Below are 25599 nucleotides of genomic sequence, written 5' to 3' on the forward strand. Positions count from 1 at the left end.
AGACAAAAAAATGAAAAAACAATTTATAATACTAATCTCTTTGATTCTTATTTTTGAAGAAATAGTATTTGCACAGAATTCCGAGAATATGCAGGTAAATGAGACAATAACTATGGCGGATTTTTGCTCCCTTAATCTCAATGAGGAAATGAGCGTAAAAATTCAAGATGAACTTTCGCCGGAAACAATTCACAATCTGATGACAGCTTGTAACGGGGATGAAAAAGGTAAGATTGGTCATATTGATTTGGATTTGAGTAATTGTACATTTAAAAATAAAGAGTGTAATATTTTCATTACAAATCTAAAAAATGTCAGGTCTCTGATACTCCCGAAAACTACAAAAATCATCACATGCTGTCTTGCTTCAGATATGGAGACTGTAATTCTTCCCGGCGGGCTTAAACGAATAGAAAAACAAGCATTTTTCAGAACTAAGCTGAAATATATAGAAATTCCTGAATCGGTTCAGTATGTAGGTGCACTTGCATTTGGCGATATAGAAAATTTACTATACATAAAAACATTTAATAATCCGTATAAGACAAAGTGGTCTTCAATTTGGAATGAATGGAATGATGCGAAAATACTTGAAGGTGAGGCATATTTTCTTCCGAACGAAAATAATTCCAAAGAAAAATACGGTACGATTCTGTTTTCAAAATCCGATTATCATAGAGCGTTTGACACAGTTGATATGGAAATTTGTCTCGACAAAGAACCGAAGAAAAGCCAAAAAGCCGTCTTGCATTTTTATGATACTCACAACAAAAACGAACGTGCCGGTAACATAGAAATTGAAGTGAAGAAAGGTAAGAAAACAATTACGATACAGAAATATCCTGCCGCGAATTTCTTCATTTCTAAAACCGACAATTACTACACTGTTATAAATGAGTGCAGTGATTATTGGATAAAGCTCCGCTGCGAACTTGAATTCTCCGACGGTACAACTATTCCTCTGGAAGGTTTTTGTTATATTTATGAGGAACCGATTCCTGACAGCATATCATAAAAACAATCGCCTAACACGGTTTTCAAAGCCGGCAGACAGTCGAGCTGCCTGCGATTTAAAACAATCTTAGGTTGACGCTTCGCACAAGGAAGAATTATCTTGAAAAGTTTATCTTTTACCTTACCTTGTTTCTGAAACAAAATACATTTCTATAGAAAAATGCAATGACAAATAAGAAATTACTATTATTATTAATTACTACTATTTATATCATCTTTAATTTGAGTGCTGAGACAATAACCGAAGAATTTGTTAATAAAGCAAGCGGTAAAACTATTATATATAAAGGTGAGGATTATAGAGGAGAGGGAACGTTTTTCTTAAAAAATGAGGCAAAATTAATCACTATAGTAACTACTGAAATCAGATACGGTCCTATGGTTAATTGGTTTGGAAATGATATTGCTGAAATATTTATTCCGCACGGGAACCCATTTAATAGTTCGTTTCTTTTTAATACAAGAACTTTAAAGCTTAGTGATATGCTTAATAACTTAATTGCCGTATTCCCAGAACAAGATATTGTAGTCTATACGGATTTTGAAAACTTCTATTTTGCTAGGGTAAATTCACAAGAAATTTTACAAAAAATACATATAAATGGAATAGAAGGTTCATATATGGCTCTTCGACATTATTTTAATATTTTAATTCAAAATGATGTAATAAAAATTGGTGTAAAGTACGAGCCTTATACATACAAAAACCTAGAGACATATAAATATTATGATTTTAAGAAAGAATTTTAATCCTACCCCCCCCCCCCCCGCTTCAACCTGACATTTGCTTTGGCGCCGCGATACGCGTCCGCAAAGCTACAAATGCAGGTTAAGCGGAAGTTCGGCTTATATTTTAAATGAAAAAACATGAAATATGCTGGTGCCGAATCAATTAATAAGTTGGAGGAATAAGTATATGGTTTTGAGCCTATATTAAAAATTGGTAAATTGCTCCCCTTTTTATTTGTATGAAAATTGAAATGTGAGAGTCTCCTTGCAAAAATCAAATTAAATGCATATACAATAAAATATGCTCAAATAATCAATCAATTATTATAAAAATATCGATTTAAATCATAAAAACCGGAATAATGTATCAACAACATCTAATAGAATAAGTGTTTATGCAAGTATAAAACATTACTATAAATATTGACTTTAAGAAGTTCTAAATATGTCAGATGGAAATTTAAATAAAAATTTACTTGGCCTTAAACTGTTATCAAGTAAAAAGAATGCCAAGTGAATTCTTAGCTAAAACATAAAAAATCATATACATGTAGTTAAAATCCGACAAACGGTCAAACATGTTCGCCGTTAATTGTATAGTTAGTTTAATTGCCCGTATGGCAACTAAAAAATATTCAAAATGATATAAAATAAAAAGAAGTTTTGAATGGATTTTTATGTTGAAACAAAAGGTAAAATTAACTTAATGTTTCTCTTGTCTATAATGAAAAAATATATTTTAAGGAGTTATGAATGAAAAGAAAATTTACAATTGTATTACTGTTGCTGCTATTATTAGTAGTGCAAGTATTTAGTGAAAGCGGAATGAAGGTAAAAATTGATAATTATGAAATTACCGTTCCATTAGGTTGGCTGGCACAGAGAACGGATTCTTCTACCGTATTTATATTGTATTCCCCGGTTGAGGAAAATGATGATTTTCAAGAAAGCGGAAATCTAACGGTTGAAAAATTAGCGACAAATTATTCGATAAAAAGGTATTTAGAAGCGGGTCGCGAATATATAAAAACGGTATACGGTGATTTTACATTGATAGAAGAGGGGAAAAATTATCATATAATATCGGGGAATATAAACGGTATGCTTGTGCAGCAAATACAGTTTGTAGAAATGAAAGGTAATGAAGTATATGTTTTAACATTTACTTCCAATCCCGATAATTTCAAACGGTATCTTGAAATATTTAGGAGCATATATAAGAGTTTTAAGTATTAAACTTAACACGGTTTTTAAAGCGGATTGCTGGTATTCGCTCGCAACCGTTTAAAACAATGAGCTGTACTTCATCATTTAATCCAAAAATATTCAACTTATGATAAAATTGAACAATCTAATTGGAATTCAACAGAAAACAGAGTAAACATAAAACAATATAATCTTAATTATCATTCTCCTTTAACATCTAATGCAGTCGTAGCCGGAAATATGATGGTTCCGTCCTATTACTAAAATCAAAATCTCAGTAATCAATAATGGCTGCTTGCAATTAATCGGAAACAGTCTTGCTAAAACAAGTTATACATACTAAAAAAGACAAGTGGTTATCTAAATATAAAATAAATGTATAAATAGTATTAATGAATTTACGAATTATCATGCATATCAAAAACCATTTCACAAATGGTATAATTATCTGACAATAGGGCTATACCCTGTTGTCATATTAAGCGTATATTATGTGTACAACATGGAGCATCGGAAAAATGAGAAAAATGTTACTTTGTATTTCTATATTAGGATTAATAGGATATTTATTATTTGAGTCTATATTAAAAAATAAAGTTATAGGAAATTTTAAAATTCCACTTTACTTATTTATTCTTGGATTAATATTTGCACCTTACATTATTGGTTATTTTTTAGATAAAAAAAATGGCCAAACCGATAAACATGAGCCTAAATCATTTGATGATTTTCGATTTCTTATAGGATTATTTGCATACATAATAGTCTTAATTATCTTTATCATAATTTTTATTACAAAAAAATAATACTATAACTAAAAAATTAAAAGTTTTAAAAAATAATATGAGTTTATATATGGTTGAAATTATTGATGAAATTAAAATAAGTAGTATAAAAGAAAATTATAAGTTTTGGATTTTATATATTTTATTTGATTAAAAGAATAAGTAGTATTTTTCGGCAAGTCAAGCTTGCTGAAAAATAAATTGAAATAATGGGGATAATAAAAATGTTATTGAATTTTTTTTGTTTTTTGTATTATTGTTTATTTTACCGATTATATATCTAATTATTTATTTTTCAATTAAAAAAGAAATAAATAAACGGAGAATCCGTAAAGAAGAGACCCTTTTAAATTTAAAAACTCCAAAAACAAAAATAAAGACTCTTGACACTGAGAATAAAAAAATTACTTATGATTTAAAATTATTAATAATCGGATTTTTATTTTTATGTTGTATATTGTCTTTTTTTTGTTGGAAAAAAAATTGAAAATAAAATAATTTCTACCGTTCTAACAACAGCATTGGCGAATCATAATGAATATTATGGTGAAAAATATAAAATTTTAAATATTTCTATAGAAAAAACAAACTATTTAGTTGTAAATATTATTATAACTGATTTAGAGAAAAAATATGTAGAAAAACATGCTTTTAATTCTTTTGGAGTTTGGCAAGGCTGTGATATAATATATGAGATAAAATAGGAAAATACATAATGTGCACTTCGGGATTGGATATCGGAGAAAACCATCCGTCGTTTAATTGCGTAGCTATGTGTAGCCTATTCGACAATAAATGGGAGATTATGGAAATATTTGAAAATTTAGTATATACAATTTTACAATCTAAAAAAATAGATGAAATGATTAGAAATAAAAAGACTGTTTTTGTTGAAAAGAAAATTTGGAGAACGGCTTTTAATTTTCTTAATGAAGCAAAACGGCAGAACCGGGAAATGTATCTGATTATCGCTCCTGCGGAAAATACTTTTTATTTATATGCATAAATACATTATTTATTATCCGGGTAAAATAATCGACGGAATTTATGATAATAGTTTATTGGTAAAACTCGTCCTCGTATTATTCAATTATATACCGAAAGTTGTTCGCGAGTTGTCATATCAAAATGGAAAATAAATACCTGCGATTAAAAACATTGAAAGGTACAGTTTTGTAAGCGGTTTATTCAATGAGATGTATGATGAACATCCCGTCCCGAAAGCAAAGAAAAGAGTGATATAAAAAAATATTTAAACTTAATTTTATTTATGAGGCTGTTCTATGTTTAAAAACACAAGAGATGTATTAAATCAAATTTATCAACCGCTGAACGAAAAAAGAATCGAACTGAGAACTAAATTAGCAGAAGCATTTAACGGGCTAAAAATTACCGATGGATTTTATAACGGTCATTACCACCGAAATAGCGCCGGACAGTATCAAGCAGACTCATATCCCATTCCGGTAATAAGCATAATGGGATTATGCGATATTGAAATAGACTTTGACGGTATCACTGTCACAACAAAACTTTCGAAAAACCAAATCGAATCATTTAATTGGAATAATCTGCAAGATGTTTGCTTTGAAGTATATGGCGCAGAAGATTATCTAACTGACTACGGAAACAATCGGACAATCGATGATATAAAAGGTAAGGTTCTCTCAAGTATAGAAAAAGAGTTTTTTATTTCTTTTTCCTTATCTGTCGATTCAACTACCGAAAAAGTGATAAACTTGCTGAATACATTGCAGCAAAAATATTTTTACTATTAATAATATTCATATTTTCTTTTTAGATAATCCATAATAAAATACAAAAGAAGTAATAACCACAAAGGAGTTGTTTTGTGAAAGTAATATATGAAACTAATGGAAAAGGTTTCCTCGGTTGGATAGAAAATCTCCCCGGAGCCTATGTTCGAGGCAAGACAATAGAAGAGGCGCGAAGTAAATACGAAAAAGAGATTTACGAATATGGACAATGGCTGGATATGGAAGTTACTGATATCGGTAGAATTGATGAAGTCATTGTACATAGTAATTTGATGATTGAAGACGCTGATAGCAATATTATTTTTGAAACAGAGATGGAAGAATATAAAAATGAAAAAGACTTCTATTATGAATGTGAATTAGCCCTCTTGTCTGCAAAAAAAGTTGATATTATATATCGGAAATGTAAAAACAAAAATGTAATAGATAATAGTAAAGTTAGAAAGACATTTTATGGAAATGTATATTCTACAATATTCGAGCAGTATAAACATATATGCGATGTACAACAGTATTACTTAGGACAAGTCGGTTTAGAAACGGATATAGACCTTGATATAATCAAAGGAAGAAAAAATACTATTGACGAACTGATAAAAAAGTATAAGGAAGAAGGAAATAGAGTATTTAAGAATAAAGAAGAAGATTGGTCTATTCGAAAAGTAATGCGTCGCCTAATCTGGCATGATAGAATACATGCAAAAGCAATAAAAAGAATGGAAATTAATATCAGTAATAAATAAGTATAACCCTCCGCTTCAACGACTGACAAAAGCTGTCAGCCGGTTTGCGGTTTAAAACAATATTAGCCGAACACCGCTTAAGCGGTGCTATATTTTTATTTTGGAGGAATGTATGAATTGGGGAATAATCTATGGAGTTATCGGAAGCATCGTAGGAATTGGCGGAGGTATTATCGGAACATATTTAGGTATTAAAAAGACCGCCGCTAATGAAAAAAACTTTGCAATCAAATGCGCTGTCTTTTTATGGATTGGCATACTTGTATTTATCGGTTTATTGTTTGTACTTCCAAAACCATATAATTTTTTGCTATGGATTCCATACATAATCCTTTTACCTTTTATAACGGTTTTTATTAATAAAATCGGAAAAAGAGGAGCCGCATGAAAAGAACTTTACGAATAATCGGAACTTCCCATGAAGAAAACGGTTTAACAACCGTAGAAAATTTGTATAATGAAATAACAAAAATAGCCCCCGATGTTATATTTGAAGAAATTCCCGTTGATATGTTCATCGGTATTTATGAGCGGCACCTCTATCCCGATTCATTTGAAGTGCAAGCGGTAAGAAAATATATAGCGGACAGACAATGCGTAAACCATTTTCCGATTGATACTGAAAAACTGCCGCAGCTTTCAGCTTCACTTTCGTGCGGTGCTATTGATACTGCCGTTGATGAGTATATAAAACGGCAAACCAACCGCTGCTTTGCAAAAATCATAACCGAAAAACTGGAAAAACTGGATACATTGGGCTGCAAAAAAATGAATTCGGCATTTCATCGATTTTTAGAAAATCTTAAGCAGCAGGCGGTAAAACGATATCTTTTAAAACATAATAAAGAATTACATTGCCGGTATGAAATTTCATATCACTTTCATTTTGAAATACGGGAATATTTTATGTTGGAAAAAATTATATATTATCTTGAGCGATATAATAACCCGTTATTGATAATCGGTTATTCACACATACCGACGCTTACCCGAAAAATTAAAAAGGTATATAAACAAATACGGGTAAAGATAGGATAAAAAATAGGTTAGCTAAAATATAATTATTTTTTTTAGCAAACTGGCGTATTAAGCATATCGGCCGCCTTCATCGGAAAGTCTTGAATTTCATGGAAATTCCTTATCGTTTGGAAGGCACGGAAAATATAAAATTGACGGTAAAAGCAAAAAACTTCGGAATATAAGGGAAATCAGGTTTTATAAGATAAACGGAATAAAAACAGGTATATACCTTATAAAAGGCCGAGTTTTATGCGTTGCCGCCGAATTTATGCAATTATACCGAATTATAAGGATTTTTCTATTGACAACACTATATATAGTGTGATATACTCTATAAACACACTATATAAGGAAGTATAAAAGCTCAAAGCATTTTAAAAGGTGGGAGAAAAATGGAAGAGATAAAAATCAGTCAAAACGTTTTCCCTGAATGGAAATCCTTTTTGGGGACAACGGAAAAAACGGAACCGGAGATTTTAAGGTCTGTAGCTAAGCGCTCAGGCGTCATTGAGGCCTATAACCGAAAAAAAATAGAACAGGCTATAAATAAGGCAATTACAGCCGTAGAAGGTGCAGCCGATGATAAAAAGGCCGAACAGCTTACAGACAAAGTTGAAGAAAAACTGAAAGCCGTTATGCAAAGCCGTTATTCTCATTCAATACCGGCAATTGAAGAAATTCAGGATATTGTAGAAATTGTTCTGATAGAACAACAGGAAGCAAAACTTGCAAAAGCTTATATTCTTTACAGAGCCAAACGGGAAGCAGCGCGTGATGCCGAAAGACTTATGCTTAATATAAACAGCACAATGGACGGCTATCTAAGCCAATCCGATTGGCGTGTAAAAGAAAACGCCAACGTTAATTTTTCGTTAGGCGGACTTATCTTACACAATTCAGGTTCGATTACGGCTAATTATTGGCTTAAAAATATTTATACGCCTGCAATAGCGGAAGCCCACATTACGGCGGCCTTTCATATTCATGATTTATCTATGTTTTCAGGCTACTGTGCAGGCTGGTCTTTACGCCAGCTTATTCAGGAAGGTTTAGGCGGAGTTCCGGATAAAATTACTTCAAAACCGCCCAAACATTTATCGACACTTATTCAGCAAATTGTAAATTTTTTAGGTATTATGCAAAATGAATGGGCGGGCGCGCAAGCGTTCAGCTCCTTCGATACATATCTTGCGCCCTTTGTCAAAGCCGACAATATGGACGAAAAAAGCGTTAAACAATGCCTTCAAAGTTTCGTATACGGAGTAAATACTCCTAGCCGCTGGGGAAGTCAAGCGCCATTTACCAACATTACATTGGATTGGATTTGCCCTGCCGACTTATCCGATAAAAGAGCTGTCGTAGGCGGAAAACCCGTCGAATTTACTTACGGCGATTGTCAAAAAGAAATGGATATGATAAATAAACTCTTTATCGAGCTTATGCTTGAAGGAGATGCGGCAGGACGAGGTTTTCAGTATCCTATTCCGACATATAATATAACCTCCGATTTCGATTGGACAAGTGAAAACGCAAAACTTCTTTTTGAAATGACTGCCCGCTACGGTACTCCGTATTTTCAGAATTTTATAAATTCGGATTTAAACCCGGGCGACGTCCGCTCTATGTGCTGCCGTCTTCAGTTGGATAAACGCGAACTTAGAAAACGCGGAGGAGGTCTTTTCGGTTCTGACGAATTTACCGGTTCCATAGGAGTTGTTACAATAAATATGCCTCAAATAGCCTACCTTTCCAAAACCGAAAAGGATTACTTTGACAGGCTTGATTATCTTATGGAAATTGCAAAGCAAAGTTTGGAAATTAAACGTAAAGTAGTGGAAAAACTTCTTGAAGGAGGGCTTTTTCCATATACAAAAAGATATCTGCGCCATTTAAATAACCATTTTTCGACGATAGGTATTTGCGGAATGAATGAATCCTGTCTTAATTTTTTAGGTGAAGATATTACAGGTGAAAAGGGAAAGGAATTTGCCGAAAAGGTATTAACCTATATGAGAAATAAACTGGCCGATTTTCAAGAAGAAACGGGCAGCCTTTTTAACCTTGAAGCAACCCCGGCTGAAAGCACTTCATACCGTCTTGCACGGCATGATAAACAGCAGTTCCCGGATATAATCACTTCGGGAGAAGAAGAACCTTATTACACCAACTCAAGTCAACTTCCCGTTATGTATACCGCCGATGTTTTCGACGCCCTCGACCATCAGGAAAGTTTACAACGTAAATATACGGGCGGAACGGTTTTTCATATTTTCTTAGGCGAAGCGATTAAGGATTGGCAAGCCTGCCGCGACTTGGTAAAAACCGTAGCTGAAAACTACCGCATTCCTTATTTTTCAATTTCACCTACCTTTTCAATTTGTCCCATACACGGTTACCTTGAAGGGGAGCATTTTGAGTGCCCTCATTGCAAACGGGAAAAAGAAGCGGAACTTGAAAAAAGGCTGGACAAAACTTGAAAAAGAAAAAGAAGAGGTGTTAAAAAAACGCGCATAAAGAAATACGAAGGCCCGAGTTCCGGTAAACTTTATCGGTACTCGGGCTTTTTAAAATTCGGTTATCGGCAATTACCTGAAACAGTCGGAAAAATAAATTTTACAGGCATAACAAGTATTTTTATTTAACCTATATGTAAATTACCCTATAATTACCCGCAGGCGGTTTAAACCGATTTTTCTTAACGTTAAGCTCCGCTTAACGGTTGAGCTCCGCTTTAACCGTATTTACTACCAAGCCGCACGCCTCTTCTTTTTCGATTAAAACGGAATCTTTACTTTTCCGCAGTTTAAATTCTATTTTAGGAAGATTTTTTTCACCTACTACAAGGCGAATAGGAATACCTATCAAATCCATATCCTTAAACTTAACACCGGTTCTTTCTTTTCTATCATCTAGAAGAACTTCGATTCCGTTTTGTTTAAGCTCTTCGTAAAGTTCATCTGCGATTTTTTGCATTACACCTTCATATTTTACGGGAATAATTACGGCTTGAAAAGGAGCCGTACTCATAGGCCAGATAATTCCGTCTTCGTCATGGTGCTCTTCAATTATAGAAGCTAAAAGTCTATCAAGACCGATTCCGTAACAGCCCATGCACGGTCTTTGCTGCTTTCCGTTTTCGTCCAAGTAAGTCATATTCATAGACTCGGTATATTTATAACCCAGCTTAAAAATATGCCCAAGCTCATTTCCTTTTTTCGTATAAAGAGGATTGCCGCAGCAAGAACATTTATCTCCGGCTTTTACGACTCTCAAGTCGAAGGTATAAAGCGGAGTAAAATCGCGGTTAGGCTCGACATGAATGAGATGCTTATCTTTTTTTAAGCCGCCCGTTACCGCATCGTGCATAAGCATAACGCTTTCATCGGCAATTATAGGCACATTTTTTAAACCTACAGGACCTGCAAAACCTACAACGGTACCGGTAATTTTTTCCACCTCCGCATCGCTTGCAAGAATTGCGTTGGAGGCTTTTAGCGAAGATTTTAATTTTGCTTCGTTTACTTCCAAGTCGCCGCGTATACAGATTGCGGCAAAACCGATACCTTCTTTTTTCTCTTCGTTTAAAATCTCACTGTTTTCAACCGCATAAATAAGAGTTTTTATAAAAGAAGAAGGCGATGTTTTTAAAAACTCCGTAAGCTCTTCTATGGTTTTTACATCGGGAGTATCGATTTCTTTTACGGTTTCCGAAGAAGGAGCAAAAGAGCTTTCTTCAAGTTTACAAGAAGCCTTTTCTTCATTTGCGGCATAACCGCATTTTGAGCAAAGTAAAAGAGTGTCATCTCCGATGGAGGATTCCACCATAAACTCTTGCGAACCGCTTCCTCCCATCGCTCCTGAATCCGCTTTTACGGCTATTACCGAAAGCCCGCAGCGTTTAAAAATTTTAACGTAGGCTTGTTCAAATTTTAAGTATGCTTCATCTAAACTTTCTTCGCTTGTATGAAAAGAATAAGCGTCTTTCATCGTAAATTCACGGGCACGCATCAGTCCGTAACGCGGGCGTATTTCATCTCGGTATTTTGTATTTATCTGATATGCCAAAACGGGATATTGTTTATATGAAGAAAGTTCGTGTTTTAAAATTTCCGTAAAGGCTTCTTCAGCCGTAGGGCTCACTACAAGGTCTTGGTTTAATCTGTTTTTTAAACGTAAAAGTTCAGGGCCCATAGAATGCCATCTGCCCGATTCTTGCCAAAATTCTCCCGGAATCAGTACGCTGGGTTTAAATTCCAAACAGCCGATTGCATTCATTTCTTCGCGTATAATGTTTTCAACCTTTCTAAAAGATTTTAAACCTAAGGGAAGGTAAGCAAAAAGTCCGTTTGCCAAATTACGTATCATTCCTGCACGTAATAAAAGTTTATGGCTTTCCACGACAGCCTCTGCGGGAACTTCCCGCAAAGTGGGCATATACATTTGCGACATTTTCATAATTGTTATAAACTCCTTGCAACGGGGAGGGTACCTTTACGGTATCCATTATATGTTTTATATATTTTTTAAGTATAACACAAAAATCTTTTTTTGAAAATAATCTACGGCTAAAAAAATTATTATAAATCCGTTTTTTATAAAAACACAATCGAAAAACGTAAAAACTTTTTGCAAGGAAGTTAAACTCCTCACAAAAAGTTTTATAGGTAAATATCATTAAATAATATTTTATACGACTTATTCTTACCCTTTAAATAAGTGACAGGCAACAAAATGATTATCGCCTACATCTTTAATTTCAGGGGCGGTTTTACCGCATTCAGGCATGGCATAAGCGCACCTGTTGACGAATTTACAGCCTGCGGGCGTATTTATGGGAGAAGGAACCTCTCCTTCAAGTTTTATACGTTTTTTTCCGGCGTTCAATTTAGGGTCAGGTACCGGAATGGCAGACATTAAAGCCTTTGTATACGGGTGCATAGGAGAATCATAAATGCTGTTACTGTCGGCAAGTTCAACAATGGAACCCAGATACATAACCGCAATTCTGTCTGAAATATGCTTTACCATAGAAAGGTCATGGGAAATAAACATAAACGTTAAGCCCATTTCTTCTTTTAAATCATATAATAAATTTACGATTTGAGCCTGTATGGAAACGTCCAAAGCCGAAATAGGCTCATCGCATACTACAAATGAAGGTTCTACGGCAAGGGAGCGGGCAATTCCTACACGCTGCCTTTGACCGCCTGACATTTCATGCGGATAACGCAAAGCATGTTCTTTATTAAGCCCTACCCTGTCGAGAAGAGAATTAATACGTTCAAGTTTTTCGGCTTTTGAAAGCTTAAAATGAACGTCCATACCTTCCGCAATAATATCTCCTACGGTCATTCTCGGGTCCAAAGATGCATACGGATCCTGAAAGATGTATTGAGCGTTCTTTTTAAAATTAACCTTCGCTCTGCCTTTTAAGGAATGAATATTTGTTGAACCGTACATAACGGAACCGGATGTAGCCTTATACATTCCCAAAACCGTTCTGCCGCAAGTGGTTTTACCGCAGCCGGACTCTCCTACTATACCCAGAGTTTCACCCTTATAAATATCAAAACTTACATGGTCGACGGCTTTTAACAGCTTGTTTCTTCCGACTTTAAAAAACCGGCTTAAATCCCTTACTTGAATTAAAATTTCTTTATCGTTATTCATTTTTACCGCCTTTTCTTAAAGACTCCCAATTATGTTCTCCCGAAGCCTCGTGTTCCAGCCAGCACCATGAACGATGAGTTTCGCTATGGTGCGTAATTTCTGGATGCTGCATTTTGCATATTTTCATAGCATGGTCACAACGCGAAACAAACGGACAGCCCGGTAAAGGTAAAAGTAAATCGGGAGGAGTGCCGCCCAGCGAGTACAGCTTGCTTCCTTTATCGTGTACTTTCGGTATCGAATTTAAAAGAGCCCATGTATAAGGGTGTCTTGAATTATAAAAAATTTCTTCAGTCGTACCTTCTTCAACTATTTCTCCCGCATACATTACTTGGATTCTATTTGCAAAATTTGCAACAACGCCGAGGTCATGGGTTACTAAAATAATCGAAGTATTAAATTTTTGTTTGAGCTCCGAAAGTAAATCCAAAATTTGAGCTTGAATAGTTACGTCCAAAGCGGTTGTAGGTTCATCGGCCAGCAAGAGTTTGGGATTGCACGAAAGGGCTATGGCAATCATAACTCTTTGTCGCATACCGCCTGAAAGTTCATGCGGAAAGGCTTTAAACCTCTCTTGCGGATTCGGTATTTGCACGAGCTGTAAAAGTCTTATAGCTTCTTCTTTAGCTTCCTTTTTATTAAGATGCCGATGCAAGATTAAGGCCTCGGTAATTTGTTTACCTATTCTCATAGTAGGATTTAAACTGGTCATAGGGTCTTGAAATATCATACTGATATCGCTGCCCCTAAGAGCGGTTAATTCCTTCTTTTTCAGATTTATAACATCTTTTCCGTCAAAAACAATTTTTGAACCTTCTTTTATAACGGAAGAATCTTTAGGCAAGAGTCTCATCAGCGATTTTGCCGTAACCGTTTTTCCGCAGCCGGATTCGCCTACAAAGGCAAGGGTTTCTCCGGGTTTTAAATGAAAATTTACATTACGCACGGCCTTAACTTCGCCTGCATAAGTATTAAACGAAACATAAAGGTTTTTCACTTCCAATAGATTTGTATTTTCCTGCATATAAACCACCCTTATTATTTTCTTAATTTCGGATCAAGGGCGTCTCTTAATCCGTCTCCGAGTAAGGCAAAAACAAGCATAACCAGAGATATCATAAGTGTAGGAAAAATCAATTGATACGGATAAAACATCATAGTAGTTTGAGCTTCGGCACACATGATACCCCATGAAGTTGCAGGCGGAGCAAGCCCTATGCCCAAATACGACAAAAAGGCTTCTGCAAAAATAAACCCCGGAACATTAAATGTAATACTTACTATTACGATAGGCATAACATTGGGTATAAGATGCTTTACTATTATTTTCCATGCACTTACACCCAAGGTACGGGCCGCCAATATAAATTCTTGCGCCTTTACACGCAATACCTCTCCCCTTACTATACGTGCGGTACCTGTCCAACCGGTAATCGTTAAAGCCAATAAAAGGGTTTTTAAACTTCTATCCTGAAGGCGGATTTGAAAAAGAATTACCACTAATAAATAAGGCAATGCGGATAAAATTTCGATAATACGCATCATAATGGTATCGGTTCTGCCGCCTATAAAACCTGAAATGCTGCCGTATAGGATACCGATACTCGTGGAAAGCAAAGCGGCAAGAAAGCCTATTTCGAGTGATACCCTTCCGGCTACCCAAACCCTCGTAAAAATATCTCTTCCCGCACTGTCGGTTCCGAACCAATAAGTAGAATTAGGCGAAATATCTTTAAGCGAAGAATTGATTCTATTAAATTCAAATTCATTAAAATAAGGCCCGAAAATAACCATAATAACCAAAAAAGCTAAAAGAATTAATGATGCTATAGCTACAGGGTTTTTTCTAAGCCTTCTCCATACGTCCTGCCAAAAACTTATCGAAGGGCGTACAATCAATTCCGCTTCTTCTATATTTTTTGAAATAGGCACAAACATATCTTTCGTAATTTCCATAAATGCTCCCGGTATAAAAGTTTATTCAGCAAGTTTAATTCTCGGATCAACCAAGACATATAAAATATCCACAATTAATTGTGAAAGTATAAATAAAACGGCAAAAAACAATGTAGTTCCTACTATCATAGGATAATCGCGGTCGGATATGGATTTTACAAAAAAGAATCCGAGACCCGGAATAGAAAAGACTTTTTCTATAACAAAGGAACCCGTAAAAATACCTGCAATACGTCCCGCTAAAAGAGTTAAAGAAGGAGTCATAGCATTTCTAAAAACATGTTTTCGTAGAATATTAAAATGAGAAACACCCTTTGCTTCCGCTGTAAGAATATAATCCGCACTTAATACTTCCAAAACCGAGCTTCGTACATACCTTGCATAAGTTGCAATAGTTCCGAAAGATAAGGCAAGTACGGGAATAATCTTATATTTTTCGGCACTTCCCCAGCCTATCGCAGGCAAAATACCGAGTATGACGGCAAAAAAATACTGAAGCAAACTGGCTAAAACAAAGCTCGGCATGGTAACACCTAAAATAGCTATAAAAATAACCAAATAATCGGGCCATTTTCCCCTTTTTAAAGCGGCAATCATACCGGCAATAACTCCAAGAACAATACCTATAATCAAAGCCCGGCTTCCTATACTGCCGCTTACCGGAGCGTTTTTTAAAATCGTATCGGAAACTTTTAACCCCGGATAAGTAATAGACTCCCCTAAGTCTCCCTTTGTAAAAACATTTTTTAAAAAAATAAAATATTGTTCCATAACGGATTTATCCAAACCGTATTTTTTTTCGAAATTCGCCCTAACCTGAGGAGGCAAAGCTTTTTGAATGCGGGCGGTAAGAGGGTCTCCAGGAACGGAATGCATAAGATAAAAGGTTGCAGTGGCAATTATAAAAAGCGTAATAAACATATAGATAATACGCTTGGCAATATATCTTCCCATAAAGAATCCTTAAAGTAAAATTGGAATAGTTTAAATTTACCGTAATAAACCGTACCCCGTTAAAAACAGGGTACGGCCATTATGATAAGCGAAAATTACTTTCGTTCCGAAGTATCTATTTTTTGCCAACCCATCGAATCAAGCTGGTCGATGGAAAGATTTTTAACAAAACTTCTTCTGAAACTGTTGGTTTCTCTGGTAGTAAGAGGAATTACGGCAGCTTCTTCCGCAACTAAAATAACCTCCGCCCTTTTTAAAAGCTCAAAGCGCTTTTTAGGGTCCTGTTCGGATTGAGCTTTAACGATGCATTCATTAAATTCATCATTATTCCAACCGGTTTGATAAGTTTTACTTTCAGGCCATGCAGTTTCAAGGAAGTTTGAAGGGTCATTAAAATCCGCATTCCAGCCCAAAGCGGCAAGCTGATAGTTTTGAGCATCGAGTCTGTTTCTGAATTCGCCCCATTCGCTTAATGTAACTGTAGTATTAACTCCTATTTTGTCTTTCCAAGTCTGCTGATAGTATTCGCCTTCCGTTCTGGAATCCTGACTTGTACCTGAAGAAAGGAATTCGATTGTATGTTTTGAAGGGTCGGGGTCCAAGCCCAATTCTTTAAGACCTTCAATAAACAGGGCTTTTAAATCCTGATTTTTATCGATTAAATCCTTTACAGGCCCGGCTCCCACTTCATTAAATTTTTGCCCCTGTAAAAAAACGGTAGGAGGCGAAAACCAGTAAGCGGGAAGTCCCACACCCTTTCTTGCAGCCTTAATAAGGTCATCTCTATCAAGGGCGGCGGAAAGAGCTTGACGGATTTTTTTATTTTTTAAAAGCGGGTCGGAACAGTTAATAAGCATATAAACGATATCCGGTCTTATTGCCTTGCTCTTAATAAAATCGGAATTGTTTTCAAACTTTTCTCTCCATTCGGCGTCCGCAACGCTTGCAGCATCTATTTCACCGGATAAAAGAGCGCTGTAAATAGCTACGGGGTCTTGAATTACCTTATATTCCACTCTTTCAAGTTTAACGTTGGCTGCGTTCCAGAATTTAGCATTTTTTTCATAGTTTTTCGATGAATTGATTACCCAGTCGTCAAGAAGAACAAAGGGGCCGCACATGGGAGAAGTTGAAGGAGTTGTAGCGTAAGTATCGGCATATTTTTCAACCCAATCTTCTCTTTGCGGATAAAAAGCTCGGTATGTAACCATTTCCATAAAATACGGTAAAGGCGAAGCGAGTTCCAAAACCAAGGTTTTTTCATCGGGAGTGGAAACACCCAATTCCGAAACGGGTTTTTTACCTGACGCTACATCGAAACCGTTTTTTAAAGGATAAATAAAATTAGTTACCAAACTTGCCGTTTCGGGGTCCGCAGTTCTTCTTATACCGTAAGCATAATCCGCAGAAGTAACGGGTTTGTCATCCGTCCAAATCATATCCCTAAGTTTAAAGGTATAGATTAATCCGTCAGAGCTTATTGTCCAAGTTTCAGCTCCCGCAGGAACAAGCCTTCCTTCTTCGGCGTCCCAACGTACTAAGGGCTCAAGTATATTTCGTAAAACAATTGTTCCATAAAGGTCCGAGCCCCTTGAAGGGTCCAAAGTATTGGGCCAAGCGGTATTAAAGGTTTTTAAATAAACCTTTCCCATTTTCTCATCCGTGCCGCCCGAGCAGCCTGCGATGATTGAAAAAACCAGCAGCAAGGCTGCCGACAATAAAACGAGTTTTTTCATAGAAATTCTCTCCTTAACTATGCCTTTATGTGTAAAAGCTTATAAAAGCCTGAAAGGCATAGAAATATACCGTTAAAAAAACAACGGTACATTCCAATACCTTCAAGTAAAACTGTTGAGGCAAAACATAAAAGTTCGGATTTGTCAAAAGATGAGGTTGTTCGGTTAAAGAAAATAGATTTATTGGAGATATAGGGGGGGGGGGCTTGAGTGTAAGCGGACTTTATCGGAAGTGAATGTTTTGTTACGGTACTAAACCTTAAGCTCATTCCCGAAAGCCCGACAAATGTGAGAAAATTTTTACTGGGTAACACTGCTTCCCCCTAATTCCATAATGGAGGAGATTATATTATACAATAAAAAAAATGTCAATAGAAGCTTTCTTTTTTATGCCGGGCTTTACAAGTTTAAGATATTTTATAAATTAACAACCTCACCTTAAGAGAGCCGGAATACCGTTTGCAAGCTTAAAACGTATTAAACTCCTCACGAACAAAAAGAATTTAACCTGTAAATCGGAATTGTATACCCTTGACAATAAGAAGAAATGGGATTACTATCAACTTTTACGGTGCATAATAAACAATCCTCGATTGTTCACACAATCTCCGGTTGTTTATTTTATAGGAGGGTCTAAATTAAGCTCCTAAAATGGCGTCGCTTAATTTAGACTTTCGAGTTTGCCTTTAGGCAAACTTCGTTCATTGTATGCACTTTTTCAGCACCGCTTACAAAAGTGCATAATAAACAATCCTCGATTGTTCACACAATCTCCGGTTGTTTATTTTAATAGGAAGGTCTAAATTAAGCTCCTAAAATGGCGTCGCTTAATTTAGACTTTCGAGTTTGCCTTTAGGCAAACTTCGTTCATTGTATGCACTTTTTCAGCACCGCTTACAAAAGTGCATAATAAACAATCCTCGATTGTTCACACAATCTCCGGTTGTTTATTTTATAGGAGGGTCTAAATTAAGCTCCTAAAATGGCGTCGCTTAATTTAGACTTTCGAGTTTGCCTTTAGGCAAACTTCGTTCATTGTATGCACTTTTTCAGCACCGCTTACAAAAGTGCATAATAAACAATCCTCGATTGTTCACACAATCTCCGGTTGTTTATTTTAATAGGAAGAATTTATGAGGTTTACTGCAAAGCAAAAAGGTATTTTATTTTTAGTCTTATCCGCATTTTTTTTCGCTCTTATGAATTTTTTTGCAAAACTTTCAGGAGATTTACCTTCATTGCAAAAAGTATTTTTCAGAAACCTTATTGCAGCCCATGTTTCTTTTTTTGTTTTATTGCGTTCAAAAGAAAAATTTAAGTTCAACAAAAAAAATCTTCCCGTGCTGTTTATGCGAATGTTTTTCGGAACTCTCGGAGTTTTGGGAAATTTTTATGCCTTTGATAATTTGGTCTTAGCCGACGCTTCCATATTGGCAAAATTGGCACCGTTTTTCGTAATTATTTTTTCTTTTTTGTTTTTAAAAGAAAAAATAAAACCGTATCAGGCTGCGGCGGTTATTATCGCCTTTTCCGCAAGTCTTTTGGTTATAAAACCGATTTTGGGAGGCAACGCTCATATAACGGCTGCAATAATAGGAGCCGCAGGCGGAATGATGGCGGGTGCCGCTTACACTTGTGTAAGATACCTTTCGTTAAACGGGGAGCGCAGTCCGTTTATAGTCTTTTTCTTTTCCTTTTTTTCTTCCGTTTTGCTTTTACCTCTTTTTATAATCTTTTTTAAACCTATGTCAATCATACAATTGGTAATTTTACTTTTTGCAAGTCTTGCAGGAACTGCGGCTCAATTTTGCGTAACGGCGGCATATTCTTATGCACCCGCACGCTCAATTTCAATCTTTGATTATACTCAAATTATTTTTGCCGCGGTTTTAGGTTTTATTGCCTTCGGTGAACTTCCGGATATTTTAAGCTGTACGGGTTTTGCAATTATATTTGCGGTTGCAGTATTTATGTTTAAACATAAAGAAACATAAATTTAAATTTCAGCTCGGAATAATCTTTTCTTCTTCCAATTCCTTTAAAATCTTTTCATCAAGTTTTATGGAAAGATTGCGCTCCTGTGTAGGCAAAACCGTTCCCTTGGGAGCATTTTTTGCACGTCGCAGATGTTTAACCTGCGTAGTATATAAATCGGCACCGCCGTTTTTGCGGGCCTTTGAATAAAATACGGCAAGATTTCCGGCCTTAATTAAAACGGGCAACGGAACCGTTTTTTTAGGTTTTGCTTTTATAAAAACATATCCCCCCGCATAATCTCGGGTATGAAGCCATAAATCCGAGCCCTTAACAAAGTGCCTTAAAAGCTCATCGTTTTCGGCCGCCGTCCGTCCTACCAGAAGAGTCCAGCCTGAACATAAAAATTGCAATCCGGGAGCCGCTTTTTCATTTTTTTCTTTTCTTTGTAAGGGGATTTTTTCACGCTGAATTATTTTTTGCACAATATACGGATTTTCTTCTTCTTTTAACTTTAAAAGTTTTTCGGCGATAATTTTAATTTGATTTTTATAAGAAACAATATCCTGTTCAACCGCAGTAAGACCCGAAACGGCTTTTTTATATTTTTCATAATAAGAAGCTGCATTTTCTTTAGGAGTTTTTAAAGGGTCCAAATTTATATTTACTTTTAAATTATTTTTTGTATAATCTTCAAGCTCGATAAAGGTCATACCCTTTTTTAATAAGTGTAAATTTGCAAAAAGCAAATCGCCCGTATTTTTTAAAGTTTCGGCATTTAAAAACTCTTCACGCTTTTTTTCAAGTTTTAAAATCGTGTGTTTTAATTTTTCTATTTTAACTCCGTATAAATTTTCAGCTTCCGCAAAAACGGCTTCTTTTGAAATTTTAGGAGCATTGTTTATATACCAATCTTCTATTGCGGAATTAAAAGTTTTTTCTTTATCGTACTCTCTAACTTCATATTCTTTTTTTTCAGGTTTATTTTTTTCAGGTAAGATAAATTTACCTCCTGAAATTTCTCCGCGCTTGGGTCTCCTATAAAATGCGTCTATTATATTATCCTTTTCGTCCGTTAAAATAATATTTGCGGCACCGCTCCACAACCTAAGATATAAAAAATAACTTCCGGTATTTCCCGAAAGAGTAAGACGTACGATTCTGTCTTCATTAAGCTGTTCCGCCCTTGTAATTTTAGAACCCTTTATGCGGGAACGCAAAAGTTCCATAAAACGCATAGGTTTATCGAATTTAGGAATTTTGTTTTCCGTGGAGTGAAGTCTACAGCCGCCCGCTTCAAGCGAGATAAAAAGAGTAACGGCTTTTTCATCATACAGGAAAAATACCAAAGAGGTATAGGAAGGCTGAATTATTTTTTGAATAAATTTGCCTTCCAATTCCAACTCCCTTAAAATAAGGTCGATTTCTTTATTGTTTAAAGACATTAAAAAAAGCCCTTTAATACGTCGTTTACGGTATCTTTTACCCCTTTATCTATATTTTCTTCAATCAGCTGTTTTGCTTTATCGGAAGCAAGGTCTTTAATACGCTTTTCAATTTCCGCTTTTTTCGTATCAAAAATCTTTTCATAGTTTTGAATATCGTTTATTATCTTTTTTGCCTGATTTGCCGCAGAAGTAAATTTTGCAATTTCATCTTTGTAAATTTCTTTTTGCTCGTTAAGCCAGTTTTCACCCATTTTAATAAGCTCGGCTTTTATCTTTTCAACTTGCCTTGCAAATTCCTTTTTTATAGCCTGCGCGATTTGATTGTCGACATCGGTATTAACTTCAATATTAAAACTTTCTCCCTTTTTTATTGTAAGAACAAGCTTTACATTTATAGCTTTTATACCTTCAAGAATATTTTGATAAATTTCACATACAAAAGCAGGTTCAAAATCGGCAACTTTTAATGCGCTTTGCATTATGCCCATATCGGCGGTAATTACCACATCATGAGCTTTTGAAACATTAACGCCTCCCGCCGTACGTAAAATTCCTGAAAGAGAAGGAACGGCTTCTGCGGTTTGAGGAATTTCAAGCTCAAAACCTTCAAATGTAAAAAGAGTGTCTACAAGTTCATTTGAATAAGAGCGTAAATCTATTACGCCTTCGGCGGTTTCTTTCATATTCGCATGAGCGGCATTTAAGTTAATCGTAAGAGGAAGGCCGAGTTTATCGGCATCGTTGGTAATTGCTTTTACCGTTCCGCCTATTGCAAAAACTTCTTTTTCAGGATGATGGCCGGAAAGAGCAACATTTTTTATTACAAAAGAAGGAAGCGAATTTTTACCGAAGACAAAAGTCGTACCCGGCAATCTTTCCATCATTTTCGATTTTTGAGCAAGGGTAAGTTCTTTTGGCTCCTTCGGTTTTTGAGAGCTTTTAAGAAGCTCCATACCTTGAACGAAATACGGATAGTATTTTCCGAGCGTTTCAATTATAAAAGAATTTATAAGTTGAGCAACGAGCTTTTTCCCCGTGTCGGCATTTATAGATTTAATTTTTGCAGCCGTTTCTTTGATACGGTTAAAATCGCTTTTTATCGCCTCTCCGGCATTTTTGGCAAGGCGTTCCACAGTTTTTATATCCGTCTGAACATCTTTGGCAAGTTTTTCCGCAAGGTCGAAATCCGCCTTGCCTACTTCCACCGCCTGAGAAATAACCTTAATAAGTTCGTTAAGCTGATTAACGTCGTTAATTTCCTGAACGTTCAATGTCGCAAGTTTTTGGGCCATTGCAATGGTTTTTTCCGCATGTTTTTGAATTTCGTCTTTTGCAGTAAGCCATTTTTCTTTCATCGGATTTACCGAATTCATAATTTCATCTTTTACGGCAGGAATTTTAAAAGCGGCTTTTTCACGCTCTAAAATTTTTCTCGGGTCTACCTGCTCCTGTACGGCCTTTAATCCGCTGGATACCGAAATTTCGGATTTTACTTTTTCAACTTCCTTATTTATAAGGCTGACAACGGGATTGGGTTTTTTATCGGCATTTGCGGGTTTTTGTTTTTTGGGCGGAAGCGCTCCGGAGGTTGTCCTTTGCGTATTCCATGTAAAACCTTCAATAGCCATATTTTCCGCAACGAATTTTCCCCTGCTCAATTCCAAAAGGTTAAAATAAAAATCAATATTTTTAATTTCAAACAAATTGCGCATAGGCTCGTTTTTGTTCGCAACCTTATAGCCCTGTATTCTAAATCGCGTATTAAATAAATCAAAATCTACAAGGCTTACCTCGCATTTTGCTCCGAAAGCGGCCTCGGAGCCGCCTACAACAATTTTGCGGGCTAAAAAATTTCTAAAAATATAAACAAAAAACAAAACGAGAAAAACACAGGCTGCCGCTCCTAAAAAAGCAAAAAGGTTTACCCTCCCCTTCTGCCTTCCTATTTCTTTTGCAATTGCATTTATACGCTGTAATTGTTTTTTATCTTTAATGAGAGATTTATCGAATTCAAAATATTTTTTGTTTTTTTTCTTCATCGGTTTTTAAAACGAAAAAATCTTTAATAAATTCCTTATCCGCTGGGATATAAAGTTTTTTATAAATTTTACGTTTAAGAGATTTCTCCGTAAATTTCTTTTGAAAAAGTTTTTTTACCTTTTCAAGTTTTTTAGCTTCCTTTAAAGTCTTTTTTTTCTTCGCGGGTTTTATTTTTTTTGTCTTTTTCCGAAACCGCCTCTTCCGAAGCTCCGTCGGTTTTTTCCGTATCGTTGGAATGCTTAAGCAATTCTTCATTATTTAAGTTTTTATTTTCTTCCATAAGCTACATCGAATCCTTTATATCTGATATTTTAGTTAAATGGCGTAAAAGCGGAATTTTTGAAATCAAACCGGAGCCTTTTACGCCCGACATTGCAGGCTGCATATATTTACGGTATTGAGCAACTATAATTCTAATAATAACATAGCAGGGAAGATACAATACCGCCCCCCAAATTAAACCGCCTAAAACCATTGTATTCGATAATTTAAAAAGCCCTATAAACGGAGTATTTTCACACAGGATAAACACCGGGCGTAAAAACTCCAATTGTACAGCCCAAAAACCTATGCGGTTGATAAGCACGTCCATTAAAGGGGTTACAAATCCGAGTAAGATAAACGAAATAAAAAACGCACCCTTATTTATTCTTATAAAAATCGTAAAAAAGAACATAAAGGTAAACGTTAAATTATTTTTAGGCAGTATCGCCAAAAACAGCCCCAAAGCTGCCGCATGAGCAATGTCGCCGGGGTGAGCATTTGCATTAACAGATTTAAAAAAAGAAGTTACGTATTTTATCATAAAAAACGGGTTTTACCCGAAACCTCCATATCGTTTTTCAGTCTACACCATAGGAGCCTTTTTTTCAATAGGGAAAGAAAAACGGATTTTATGTCTTTGTCTTAAATAATATCGGTATCATTTAAAACTAAAATTCCGTACGGAAATTTCATTACAGCCTATCGTTACGGTACATTTTAACCTGCTTCCGAAAGTTTTTTTTCGACAGCTTCCGCATATACTTTAAGATATTTTTCCGCCGCAATATCCCAACCGAATTTTTTCTTCATACCGCGCCGCCTCATTTTCTCAATATGCTCTTTTTTATTGTACCAGGCATAAGCGGCCCAACCGACCGTATCGTAAATACTTCGCGGGCTTAAGTTGTCCAAAACAAAGCCGGTACCTTCGCCGGTTTCTTCGTTATAGTTTTCAATCGTATCGGCCAAACCGCCCGTCTTTCGTACAATCGGTAAGGTTCCGTACAACAGAGAATACATTTGATTAAGGCCGCAGGGTTCATACCTTGAAGGCATTAGAAAAAAATCGCTTCCCGCTTCAATTAAATGGCTCAATTCTTCATTATAGCCTATATAAACTTTAAAATTGGGAAGTCTGCCTGCAAGGGAAATAAGTTCTTTTTCGCACCATGCCTCTCCGGCTCCCAACACTACCATTTGTAATTTTATATCCGTGCAAATTTTAAATACAGAACCGTACATCGGTCCGAAAAGTTCGGAAATACCTTTTTGGTCTACAAGGCGGGTTATCATTCCGATAAGGGGCACGGAAGAATCCGCCTGTAAACCCAAACCTTCCTGCAACATAGTCTTATTCTTTTCTTTATTTTCAAGTGTGTTGCCGTCATACTTATAAGGGATATATTTATCGTTAGAAGGGCTCCAAATCGAAGTATCTACGCCGTTTAAAATTCCCGTCAAATCGGCTTCCCTGTACCGTAAAATCCCGTCCATTCTAAAACCGAATTCCGGACTCTTAATTTCTTCCGCATATGTAGGAGACACCGTCGTAATTTTATCCGCGGAAATTATAGCCGACTTTAAAAAGTTTATTCTGTCCCAATCTTCGAACCCGCTTGCATAAAAACAGCTCCAGTCAAGACCCGTTTCGGGAAAATTATATTTGGAATAAATTCCCTGATAGCCTATATTATGAATCGTAAAAACACTTGCAGTTTTGGAAAACTCCGAATCCTTTTCGTTAAATTTTAAAAGAGAGGGAATAAGACCTGCCGCCCAATCGTGAGCATGAATAATATCCGGTATCCACATAAGTTTTTTACAAACTTGAAATGCCGCATTTGCCAATACAGAAAAGCGCTTGGGGTTATCTTCAAAATCGGGTTCAAAAGGAGTTCCGTAAACACCCTCACGTCCGAAACTTTGCTCATGGTCTATAAAATAAACCTTTACTTTAGATTCGGGCAGCTCCGATTCGTATAAGCCTGCCCAATACTCATGTATACCTAAATGTATCGATATTGCTCCCGGAACCTGCTTTAAATTTTTTCTGTCGATTTTATAATAACGGGGCATTACAATCCTTACATCATGCCCTTTTTTTGCAAGTGCCGAAGATAAAGCCGTAACAACATCTGCAAGACCGCCTACCTTTGCGAACGGAACCAGTTCGCTTGTAACCATAAGTATTTTCATACAAGCCCTCCTGCTTACAACAATAATAACACAGTTTTATAAATTTTAAAAGAGGAAACCGCAAAATTGTAAAGTTTTTTATTTTT

General features: G+C 35.8%; 21 protein-coding genes and 1 pseudogene. 11 read left to right on the top strand and 11 right to left on the bottom strand.

Features of this window, described 5'->3' with window-relative positions; translation table 11 throughout:
- Positions 1 to 10: 10 nt before the first annotated feature.
- The 10 genes and pseudogenes from DYQ05_RS09845 to DYQ05_RS09890 all read left to right on the top strand — a co-directional run bounded on the left by DYQ05_RS09845 (position 11) and on the right by DYQ05_RS09890 (position 9789).
- Positions 11 to 1015 (top strand): leucine-rich repeat protein, encoded by a 1005-nt coding sequence (locus tag DYQ05_RS09845; protein WP_206183356.1) that lies wholly within the window; start codon positions 11 to 13, stop codon positions 1013 to 1015.
- A gap of 164 nt (positions 1016 to 1179) precedes the next feature.
- Entirely contained in the window at positions 1180 to 1764 is a 585-nt protein-coding gene (locus tag DYQ05_RS09850; RefSeq protein WP_206183357.1) for a hypothetical protein, read from the top strand.
- 732 nt (positions 1765 to 2496) lie between these two features.
- Positions 2497 to 2979, top strand: a complete 483-nt coding sequence (locus DYQ05_RS09855; protein ID WP_024465565.1) for a hypothetical protein — start codon at positions 2497 to 2499, stop codon at positions 2977 to 2979.
- 488 nt (positions 2980 to 3467) lie between these two features.
- Positions 3468 to 3755 carry a hypothetical protein gene (locus DYQ05_RS09860; protein ID WP_206183358.1) on the top strand — a complete coding sequence of 96 codons (288 nt, stop codon included), beginning with the start codon at positions 3468 to 3470 and terminating at the stop codon, positions 3753 to 3755.
- A 694-nt stretch (positions 3756 to 4449) separates the two neighbouring features.
- A complete protein-coding gene (locus DYQ05_RS09865; RefSeq protein ID WP_144299200.1) occupies positions 4450 to 4740 on the top strand; it encodes a hypothetical protein in 291 nt (96 codons plus the stop codon).
- Between the two features lie 277 nt (positions 4741 to 5017).
- The gene (locus DYQ05_RS09870; protein ID WP_206183359.1) at positions 5018 to 5512 is read left to right on the top strand and encodes a hypothetical protein; all 495 of its coding nucleotides are present in this window, start codon (positions 5018 to 5020) and stop codon (positions 5510 to 5512) included.
- 74 nt (positions 5513 to 5586) lie between these two features.
- A complete protein-coding gene (locus tag DYQ05_RS09875; RefSeq protein WP_206183360.1) occupies positions 5587 to 6255 on the top strand; it encodes a hypothetical protein in 669 nt (222 codons plus the stop codon).
- A 112-nt stretch (positions 6256 to 6367) separates the two neighbouring features.
- On the top strand, positions 6368 to 6643 hold the full coding sequence (locus tag DYQ05_RS09880; protein WP_206183361.1) for a hypothetical protein: 276 nt from the start codon (positions 6368 to 6370) through the stop codon (positions 6641 to 6643).
- Positions 6640 to 7293, top strand: a complete 654-nt coding sequence (locus DYQ05_RS09885) for a hypothetical protein (protein ID WP_206183362.1) — start codon at positions 6640 to 6642, stop codon at positions 7291 to 7293. Before DYQ05_RS09880 ends, DYQ05_RS09885 begins: the two co-directional genes overlap by 4 nt.
- 374 nt (positions 7294 to 7667) lie before the next feature.
- Positions 7668 to 9789 (top strand): annotated as a pseudogene (locus tag DYQ05_RS09890) (ribonucleoside triphosphate reductase).
- 198 nt (positions 9790 to 9987) lie between these two features.
- On the opposite strand, the gene DYQ05_RS09895 reads toward DYQ05_RS09890, so the two are convergent.
- The 6 genes from DYQ05_RS09895 to DYQ05_RS09920 form a co-directional block, all read right to left on the bottom strand.
- Positions 9988 to 11730, bottom strand: a complete 1743-nt coding sequence (locus DYQ05_RS09895; RefSeq protein ID WP_206183363.1) for a proline--tRNA ligase — start codon at positions 11728 to 11730, stop codon at positions 9988 to 9990.
- A gap of 246 nt (positions 11731 to 11976) precedes the next feature.
- Entirely contained in the window at positions 11977 to 12945 is a 969-nt protein-coding gene (locus tag DYQ05_RS09900; RefSeq protein WP_194075533.1) for an ABC transporter ATP-binding protein, read from the bottom strand.
- On the bottom strand, positions 12938 to 13969 hold the full coding sequence (locus DYQ05_RS09905; RefSeq protein ID WP_020965860.1) for an ABC transporter ATP-binding protein: 1032 nt from the start codon (positions 13967 to 13969) through the stop codon (positions 12938 to 12940). The genes DYQ05_RS09900 and DYQ05_RS09905 overlap by 8 nt, the downstream gene beginning before the upstream one ends.
- A gap of 14 nt (positions 13970 to 13983) precedes the next feature.
- Positions 13984 to 14901, bottom strand: a complete 918-nt coding sequence (locus tag DYQ05_RS09910; RefSeq protein WP_020965861.1) for an ABC transporter permease — start codon at positions 14899 to 14901, stop codon at positions 13984 to 13986.
- Between the two features lie 21 nt (positions 14902 to 14922).
- Complete coding sequence (locus tag DYQ05_RS09915) at positions 14923 to 15855, bottom strand: ABC transporter permease (protein ID WP_020965862.1); 933 nt, start codon at positions 15853 to 15855, stop codon at positions 14923 to 14925.
- A gap of 95 nt (positions 15856 to 15950) precedes the next feature.
- Positions 15951 to 17591: a peptide ABC transporter substrate-binding protein gene (locus DYQ05_RS09920; protein ID WP_206183364.1), complete on the bottom strand. Its 1641-nt coding sequence runs from the start codon at positions 17589 to 17591 to the stop codon at positions 15951 to 15953.
- 1133 nt (positions 17592 to 18724) lie between these two features.
- Here DYQ05_RS09920 and DYQ05_RS09925 point away from each other — a divergent pair.
- On the top strand, positions 18725 to 19585 hold the full coding sequence (locus DYQ05_RS09925) for a DMT family transporter (RefSeq protein WP_020965864.1): 861 nt from the start codon (positions 18725 to 18727) through the stop codon (positions 19583 to 19585).
- A gap of 9 nt (positions 19586 to 19594) precedes the next feature.
- Here the strand turns inward: DYQ05_RS09925 and DYQ05_RS09930 are convergent, their stop codons facing one another.
- From DYQ05_RS09930 to glgA, 5 genes are all read right to left on the bottom strand, one after another.
- A complete protein-coding gene (locus DYQ05_RS09930) occupies positions 19595 to 21010 on the bottom strand; it encodes an NFACT RNA binding domain-containing protein (RefSeq protein WP_029410515.1) in 1416 nt (471 codons plus the stop codon).
- Positions 21010 to 23052, bottom strand: coding sequence for a TIGR03545 family protein (locus tag DYQ05_RS09935; RefSeq protein WP_252723343.1), 2043 nt, complete (start codon positions 23050 to 23052; stop codon positions 21010 to 21012). The genes DYQ05_RS09930 and DYQ05_RS09935 overlap by 1 nt, the downstream gene beginning before the upstream one ends.
- 131 nt (positions 23053 to 23183) lie before the next feature.
- Positions 23184 to 23333 carry a hypothetical protein gene (locus DYQ05_RS14060; RefSeq protein WP_252723344.1) on the bottom strand — a complete coding sequence of 50 codons (150 nt, stop codon included), beginning with the start codon at positions 23331 to 23333 and terminating at the stop codon, positions 23184 to 23186.
- A 3-nt stretch (positions 23334 to 23336) separates the two neighbouring features.
- Positions 23337 to 23858 carry a TIGR03546 family protein gene (locus DYQ05_RS09940; RefSeq protein ID WP_020965867.1) on the bottom strand — a complete coding sequence of 174 codons (522 nt, stop codon included), beginning with the start codon at positions 23856 to 23858 and terminating at the stop codon, positions 23337 to 23339.
- 176 nt (positions 23859 to 24034) lie between these two features.
- Positions 24035 to 25513, bottom strand: coding sequence for a glycogen synthase GlgA (gene glgA / locus DYQ05_RS09945; protein ID WP_020965868.1), 1479 nt, complete (start codon positions 25511 to 25513; stop codon positions 24035 to 24037).
- Between the last annotated feature and the right edge of the window lie 86 nt (positions 25514 to 25599).

The organism is Treponema pedis, from assembly GCF_017161325.1.
Lineage (GTDB): Bacteria > Spirochaetota > Spirochaetia > Treponematales > Treponemataceae > Treponema_B > Treponema_B pedis.